The organism is uncultured Campylobacter sp. (assembly GCF_938045625.1).
Taxonomy (GTDB): Bacteria; Campylobacterota; Campylobacteria; order Campylobacterales; family Campylobacteraceae; genus Campylobacter_A.
The window spans coordinates 1-7102 of the sequence record NZ_CALIAV010000104.1 but is presented as its reverse complement, the minus strand read 5'-3'; the positions used below and the strand labels follow the sequence as shown (position 1 = coordinate 7102).

Annotated in this window: 8 protein-coding genes; 1 reads left to right on the top strand and 7 read right to left on the bottom strand. The window is 45.8% G+C overall.

The genetic code is table 11. The features are described from left to right. Window positions 1-187: 187 nt before the first annotated feature. The 7 genes from Q0386_RS09985 to Q0386_RS09955 all read right to left on the bottom strand — a co-directional run bounded on the left by Q0386_RS09985 (window position 188) and on the right by Q0386_RS09955 (window position 5669). Complete coding sequence (locus tag Q0386_RS09985; RefSeq protein WP_299030459.1) at window positions 188-529, bottom strand: hypothetical protein; 342 nt, start codon at window positions 527-529, stop codon at window positions 188-190. A 126-nt stretch (window positions 530-655) separates the two neighbouring features. Next, complete coding sequence (obgE, locus tag Q0386_RS09980) at window positions 656-1711, bottom strand: GTPase ObgE (protein WP_299030456.1); 1056 nt, start codon at window positions 1709-1711, stop codon at window positions 656-658. Between the two features lie 274 nt (window positions 1712-1985). Then, window positions 1986-2243, bottom strand: coding sequence for a 50S ribosomal protein L27 (gene rpmA / locus Q0386_RS09975; protein ID WP_002943616.1), 258 nt, complete (start codon window positions 2241-2243; stop codon window positions 1986-1988). Between the two features lie 11 nt (window positions 2244-2254). Beyond that, window positions 2255-2569: a 50S ribosomal protein L21 gene (gene rplU / locus Q0386_RS09970; protein WP_002947447.1), complete on the bottom strand. Its 315-nt coding sequence runs from the start codon at window positions 2567-2569 to the stop codon at window positions 2255-2257. 152 nt (window positions 2570-2721) lie between these two features. Beyond that, window positions 2722-3756: a cytochrome-c peroxidase gene (locus Q0386_RS09965; protein ID WP_149706964.1), complete on the bottom strand. Its 1035-nt coding sequence runs from the start codon at window positions 3754-3756 to the stop codon at window positions 2722-2724. A gap of 370 nt (window positions 3757-4126) precedes the next feature. Next, window positions 4127-5113: a hypothetical protein gene (locus Q0386_RS09960; RefSeq protein ID WP_299030447.1), complete on the bottom strand. Its 987-nt coding sequence runs from the start codon at window positions 5111-5113 to the stop codon at window positions 4127-4129. Next, window positions 5058-5669: a hypothetical protein gene (locus Q0386_RS09955; RefSeq protein ID WP_299030444.1), complete on the bottom strand. Its 612-nt coding sequence runs from the start codon at window positions 5667-5669 to the stop codon at window positions 5058-5060. The genes Q0386_RS09960 and Q0386_RS09955 overlap by 56 nt, the downstream gene beginning before the upstream one ends. 118 nt (window positions 5670-5787) lie before the next feature. Here Q0386_RS09955 and flhB point away from each other — a divergent pair, with 118 nt between their 5' ends. Continuing rightward, on the top strand, window positions 5788-6864 hold the full coding sequence (gene flhB, locus Q0386_RS09950) for a flagellar biosynthesis protein FlhB (protein ID WP_002947441.1): 1077 nt from the start codon (window positions 5788-5790) through the stop codon (window positions 6862-6864). Window positions 6865-7102: the final 238 nt, after the last annotated feature.

Genomic DNA, 7102 nt, shown 5'->3' with positions numbered 1-7102 from the left:
TCATTCTTTTCCTTTAAATTTAGCCAAATCACGGCGCGAGCGATCATGCAGGCGCAATCGTGCTCGCAATAAATTTTACGCAGACCGTGAGGTAAACCTGGTCCGCACTCGCTCGCGCGAAGTAAAATTTATACGCGTCACAAACCAAACCCCGCGCAAAAGGCCGCATTATCGTCGTTTTTCGCGTTTATTTGACGGCGGCTTGATTTTCATCTCTGCTTTGATCCTTCCAAGGCCAAAAAGCGCACGGATCTTCGGACCAATAAATCTTTGCAGACGGTTGCGCCCCCAGCTCATCCAGGCTAATCTTGCCGTCACGATTAGCATCGAGCCTCTTAAATTCCGAGCCTGAGCGCAAATTTAGCTCTACTCTTAGCCCGGACGGCACCTCGCTCGCCGTCCACTCCTGCAAGCTCAGCGCGCCGTCGTGATCCTTGTCGTTAAAATCCATAAAAATCGGCACCGGATCGGCGGGATCACAACCGTATGCGCCGAAGCATAAAAATACTAGAATAAAAATTTTATTCATTTCGCCTTCTTAAATTTTATCTTTTTGCGGCGTTTACGAGCGATAAACATAAAATTTATCCGCATATACGGGCGCGCTTAAGGACTGCGTTCGCAAAAACCCTCTTCGGCGCGGCTTTGGCGCAATCTACAGCTCCTTTTTAAGCAGTTCAAGCAGGTTAAATTTTAGCTCGTTTATGTTTTGTCCTGTCGCCGAAGAAATCGGCATTACAAAAAACGGCTTGGTGGCGTCAAACTCATAAATATCTTGTTTAAATTTCATCTCGCCAGCCGTGCCCGCAAGTCCCAAATGCGACAAAAACGCGTCAAATTTTTCCTGCAAATTTTCGGCCGCGTCCGCGCGAGTTAGGGCGATCGCGTAGTCTCTTTTTGCAAGCTCTCCTGAAAATTTCGCTGTCTCGACCCTCAGCGCGTCAAACTGCTCCTCAAGGCTGCGGTAGTTCGCAAGATCGAGCATAAAAAGTAAAATTTTAGTGCGTTCGACATGTTTTAAAAACTGCACGCCAAGCCCGCGCCCTTCGCTTGCGCCCTCGATGATGCCAGGGATATCGGCCATGACAAAGCCGCTGTATTCATCGACCTCGACGAGACCGAGCTTTGGCGTGAGAGTAGTAAACTCGTAGTTTGCGATCTGGGGTTTGGCGTTTGAGACGGTCGAGATTAGCGTGCTTTTACCGACGTTTGGAAAGCCCACGAGTCCCACGTCGGCGATGAGTTTTAGCTCCAGCCGCACCTCGCGCGTTTCGCCCTCTAGGCCTTTTTGTGCATATTCAGGGGCTTGATTGATCGAGCTTTTAAAATGTACGTTGCCAAGCCCGCCCTTGCCGCCTTTTAAAAACAGCTCGCGCTGCCCCTCGCTCGTTAAATCGCAGAGTAACTCGCCCGTCTCGGCATCCAGCACCGCGGTACCGGGAGGCACGATGAGCTCTAGGTGCTCGCCTCTTTTACCGTGCATTCTGCGCCCCGTGCCCACCTCGCCGTTTTGCGCGCGCATGGCCTTTTTGCCTTTATAAGCCGCAAGTGTGTGGGTGTTGTTGTCGGCGACGAAATACACATCCCCGCCGTCCCCGCCGTCGCCGCCGTCCGGCCCGCCTAAAATCACGTGCTTTTCGCGGCGAAAGCTCACCGAGCCAGCCCCGCCGTGACCCGAGCTTAGAGTTAAATTTACGCTATCTATAAACATTTTTTGCCTTAGTTTTTAAAATTTATTCTATTATTTTTAGTTTGTTATTTTGTGAAATTTTCGGATTATATCGGTTTATTGATTAAAATTTGATTTGCCGAAAAGTTCAAACGATTTGCCAAGCGCCGTTATCGGCACGATATAAATTTGCGCAATTTGGGTCAAATTTTAAAATTTGCCGAACGATGCGAGGATCATTTTTGTTACATAAAAGCTTTTTGGATTTTAAAAATTTGGATGATTTTAAAAGAAAAAGGGGCTTTCGCCCCAAAGATTACGCAGCAGGATAAACTGAAACTTTTTTTCTGTTTTTGTCTAGTCTTTCAAATTTAACGAAACCGTCGATTAGAGCGAAAATCGTGTGATCTTTGCCTAGACCAACGTTGCTGCCCGCGTGAGTAGCGGTACCGCGCTGGCGGATGATGATGTTGCCCGCACGAACGAATTCGCCGCCGAATTTTTTAACGCCTAAGCGTCGTCCGATACTATCTCGGTTATTCTGGGTTGAGCCTTGACCTTTTTTGTGTGCCATTTCTTATCTCCTTAAGCTGCGATACTTACGACTTTTACGCGTGTAAACTGTCTTCTAAAACCGCGTTTTAGTTTTGAGTCTTTGCGTCTGCGTTTTTTGTAAATAACGACTTTTTTATCCTTGCCCTCGTTTACGACTTCAAGAACAACTTTCGCACCCTTTACGAACGGCGCGCCTACCTTTACTTCACCGTCGTTTACGCACAAAACGTCCGTAATCTCGACTGATGATTTTGCTTCAGCACTGAAATGGTCAAGCTTAAGATATTCGCCTTCGCTGACGCGATACTGCTTGCCGCCGTGCTTAAATATAGCGTATTTTGACATACTCTACCTTTCTAAAATTTGGTAAGACCAAAAAGCGCTTTTGGATTTCAAAAGACTTGGGGAGCTTTGTTGGTTGTAAGAGACGGATGATACCCAAAAATTTATAAATTTAAGTTGAATGAGGCGGAAATTTATCCGCCTTTTTGTTTAGTTTAGTAGTCAAGTTCCGGTTTTGGGGTCTTTTCGGTAGATGCAGGGAATGACGGATATTCGACTTTAGGCATTTTGCCTGTTAATGAATTTAAAAATGTCACTATGTCAGTAGCTTCTTTATCGTTTATCTCGATACCTAGCTGTACGCTACCCATCATCTTGACGGCATCTTTTAGAGACCAAACCGCGCCGTTGTGGAAATATGGAGCCGTTAGCTCGATATTGCGCAGCGTAGGAGCTTTTACTAGGCCGTTTGCGTCGCCTTTAAAGTCGCCTAGATTTGCAAATTCGTATTTGCCCGCAACCTCAAACGGCTGCAAAGTACCGCCCAAATTTATACCGTTGTGGCATGTGGCACAGCCTTTGTCGATGAAGGTTTTTAGGCCTTTTTTCTCAGCGCCGTTTAGTGCAGCTTCGTCGCCTTCTAAAAATTTATCAAATCTAGACGGAGTTACGAGCGTTCTTTCAAAGATACCTATCGCAGTCGTTACTAGCTCAAAGCTCACGTCGCTATTAAACGCAGCCTTAAACTCGCTTACATAGGCAGGGATAGATTTTAGCCTCTGCTCAACTAGCTCAGGAGTAGAAGCCATCTCCGGCATAGCAGTCATCGGGCCGGCAGCCTGAGCGGCTAGGTGAGCTGCGCGTCCGTCCCAGAACTGCACCGAGTTAAATACAGAGTTGTAAACTGTCGGAGCATTTACGTGATGAGGGTTTGGAGTCCATTTATGACCGGTAGATGCAGGTACGCCGTCCGCTCCGCCTAGGCCTAAGTTGTGACAGGTGTTGCAACTAATGATACCAGACTTTGATAATCTTGGATCAAAATAAAGCCTCTTACCAAGCTCGTAAGCAGCCATAGTGGTTGGATATTTCTCAGCATCCGGAGAAGCTTCGTTTATCGCTTTGGTTAGTGCCTTTGGATCGCTAGGGATAGCGACTAGACCCGCATCTAGCGCGTCTTGGATCAAATTTTGAGCGTTTAGCGCCGTAGCTAACGCAACTGAACCTAGTAAAACGGACTTAATTTTCATTAAATGCTCCTTTTAAAATAAAATTAGAATGTGATTGTAATGTTTTTTCGGTTAAATACAAATAAATTTTATTGTTTGTTAGAAATTATCTTTAAGTATTTATAATTATTTAAGATAAAATATATCTTATTTGTTATTATTAGGTAGTATAAATTATTAAATCACTTTATCAAAATTTGCCGCAACGATCTGTTTTAGAATACTGCGATTTAGCCAAGCAAATTTGAGCAAAATCGCTCGGTAAGATAAATTTATAGCAAAAATAACAGTATATACTAGGGAATAAAAAAATAAAATGCGCACAGGTGCAGCAAATGCAGCATAGAGGCCGCGCCCGCTGAGATCATCCGAGAAAGCAGCCCACGCTCTTTTAGCGTTTTTGATTCTTTAAAATTTCATCCGCCAAATTTTCGACCATCGCGTCGTGATCTAGGAATCGTATTTGATCGCTCGGCGAAGGCCCGTCAAAAGGCTTATGAAGTACGGTTTTAGCAGGCAGCGCGTTTAAAATTTGATTAAAAACGTCAAATTCGGGCGGAAAGCTAAAATACAATTTTGGCTGCGCCGGTTTGCCGCTTAAAAGCCTTTTTGCGTAAATTTCGCTGAAATTTTTAGCTTTCGGCAAGCAAATGCGCTCAAAAATCTCAAAAGGCAAAAGGTGATGAGCTAGCGCGTAAAGTCCGTGCGCGAAAAAGCTAATCCTCTTTTCAAATTGCGGCGCGGCGGTTCTAGCGACTTTTACGCAAAAATTACTCAAACTCTCGCTCATCGCGGCCGCGTCTTTTTCGTGCAAGGCAAGGACGAATTTTACCGCTTCTCTTTCGTTTATCGGCTTTTTGGAGTCCGCAAATCTACGCGCTTTTTTTAGTGCGGGCTCAAGCGATTTTTTATCGTCCCATAGCAGCGCCGAAACCAGATCGCTCATCACGCACAAAAATCTATATCCGTTCGTGCTGGGCGGCATAGAGTGCGTCATTACGTTTTTCGCGCCGTCCATGTCGCCGCACGCCAGCGCAAGAAACGAATGTATCAGCCTCTCGCACTGATCATACCCGCCCTCGCAGCCGGGCAGTAGTTCGTTTCTAGCGTACTGAAAAACAAGATCGTTTAAAGCCTCCACATCGCCGCTTTCTATACATTTTTCCAGCCAAATTTCATAAGGAATTTGCGGTATCGAAAAAGCCATCAGTTTTATTAGCTCGCATAAAAACTCGTGCTCGGTTAAATTTTTCTTTTTTAGCTTGGATAAAACTTCTCCGCACTCGTCCAAAAGCAGCTCGGTTTCGCTCTTTTGCGGTTTTTTAGATTGTGAAAATTTGCGGGAATTCTCCTGCGAGTCTTGTAAAAACGTTTTCATCTACATACTTCCTATTTTTATTTATTTTATCAAAAATTTCTTGCGCCTGCGGCAAATGCGCGCCGTATCTAGCTAGATATAGCCAGTCTAGCTCTTCGCACTGCGTTTTAGCAAGCGCCTTGCCGCCTTTGGTCGCCTTGGCCGAATACTCCAAAACAAAAGGCAAAGCCGAGTGTGCCGCGTCCTCTTTGTATAAAATCCCCGTCATCGCGTAAAATTTAGCGCGGTACTCTTTACTGACAAGCAAACTCGCCAAAAAGCCGTTCTCGACGCCGCCTGCTAAAAATGCGATCGTTAGAGCCGCGCTACCTTGCACGTCTAGGCTTTTAAATTTGACGGCGCACTTTAGAGCGGGTATCGCACGCGTAGTGCCTAGCTCGCGCAGAGCGACAGTAGCCCAAAGGAGATCAAATTTATCCTGCGAGCTTTGCAAAACTTCTATCAAATTTGACTCGTCGTAGTGGATTTTACGGCTTTTAAAGTGATCGGCGGCGGCCTCGTTGCGCGCCCTCATCTGCCCGAACCACTCGTTTACGTGATCGTCAAGCTTGTGCATTTTTATCCTTTAAATTTAGGCAATTGTAGCGTAAAATTTAACCTCGTTTTAGGTATAATCGCCCAAATTTAAGCAAATTTGAGCCAAAAACGCTCGGCAAGATAAATTTAGGACAAAAATGGCAGGCGAAGACCAAGAAAAAACCGAAGAACCCACCTCCAAAAAAATCGAAGACGCGCGCAAGGACGGCAACGTCCCCAAAAGCCAAGATTTAGCCGGCTTCGTCACGCTCGCGGTCGCTATCTTCGTCGTAGTGGCGCTTCTTGGCTTCATCGGCGATCAGTTTTTCACGCTGTATAACTACTATCAGAGCCTAATCGGCCAGGAATTTACGCGCAAGCTGCTCTTTAGCGTCGCGATCACGACGATATTTCGCACGCTGCTCATCATCCTGCCTATCGCCGTTTGCATCGCGATCGCGGGCGTCGTCGCCAACCTGATGCAGTTTGGATTTATATTTACTACAAAGCCTTTGGAGCCAAATTTAAACAAAATCAACCCGATAAAAGGGCTCAAAAATCTCTTTTCTCTTAAAAAACTGATAGACGGCATCAAAATGGTGCTCAAGGTCACGGCGGTTTTTACGGTCGGATTTTTGATGTTTTTAAGCTTCATCAAAGAGCTACCGCACACGCTGTTTTTCTCGATGGCGGCGCAGCTGGCGTGGCTAAAGGAAAAAATGCTGATTTTGGCTGCCGTGATGCTAATCGTGATGTTTATCATCGGGCTTCTTGACGTGCTGATCGTGCGTTTTCAGTATTTTCGCGACCTGCGCATGAGCAAGCAGGAGATCAAGGACGAGTACAAACAGATGGAGGGCGACCCGCAGGTCAAAGGTCGCATCCGCCAGCTGCAAATGCGAGCCGCGCGCAACAGAATGATGCAAAATATCCCGCAAGCAGACGTCATCATCACAAACCCGACTCACTACGCCGTCGCGCTTCGCTACGATAAAACAAAGGAAAAAGCGCCCGTGATCCTGGCTAAGGGCGTGGATTTTCTAGCGCTTCGCATCAAGCAAATCGGAGTGCAAAATAACGTCAAAATCGTCGAAAATCCGCCGCTAGCGCGCGAGCTATATAAGATGTGCGAGGTGAACGATATGATACCTGCGGAGCTCTTTCGCGCAGTCGCCGAGGTGCTAAGCTTTGTCTATATGAGCGACAAACAAAAATTCGGCGATAGGCTGAAGTAAAATTTAAATTTGAGTTTTTTACTGTAAATTTGAAGCCAAATTCGGAGTCAAATTTGCGCCGCTCAAATTTGGATAAATTTTAGAATTTTACCTGCCGAGACCCGAATCTTTAAAATGCTAAATTTGATTTGGTTAAACTTAGCGTTATGCATTAATTTTAATCTTTCTTGTTAAGAGGGAAGAGGCTTGAATTACGCTCTGCTTTGCAGTTGCGAGGCAAAGCCGAAGCAAAAGAGCT

Coding starts and splice junctions, on each gene's coding strand:
- Q0386_RS09955 (WP_299030444.1), bottom strand. CDS start 5,669: ATGCACAAGCTTGACGATCACGTAAACGAGTGGTTCGGGCAGATGAGG.
- flhB (WP_002947441.1), top strand. CDS start 5,788: ATGGCAGGCGAAGACCAAGAAAAAACCGAAGAACCCACCTCCAAAAAA.
- obgE (WP_299030456.1), bottom strand. CDS start 1,711: ATGTTTATAGATAGCGTAAATTTAACTCTAAGCTCGGGTCACGGCGGG.
- Q0386_RS09965 (WP_149706964.1), bottom strand. CDS start 3,756: ATGAAAATTAAGTCCGTTTTACTAGGTTCAGTTGCGTTAGCTACGGCG.
- Q0386_RS09960 (WP_299030447.1), bottom strand. CDS start 5,113: ATGAAAACGTTTTTACAAGACTCGCAGGAGAATTCCCGCAAATTTTCA.
- rplU (WP_002947447.1), bottom strand. CDS start 2,569: ATGTCAAAATACGCTATATTTAAGCACGGCGGCAAGCAGTATCGCGTC.
- Q0386_RS09985 (WP_299030459.1), bottom strand. CDS start 529: ATGAATAAAATTTTTATTCTAGTATTTTTATGCTTCGGCGCATACGGT.
- rpmA (WP_002943616.1), bottom strand. CDS start 2,243: ATGGCACACAAAAAAGGTCAAGGCTCAACCCAGAATAACCGAGATAGT.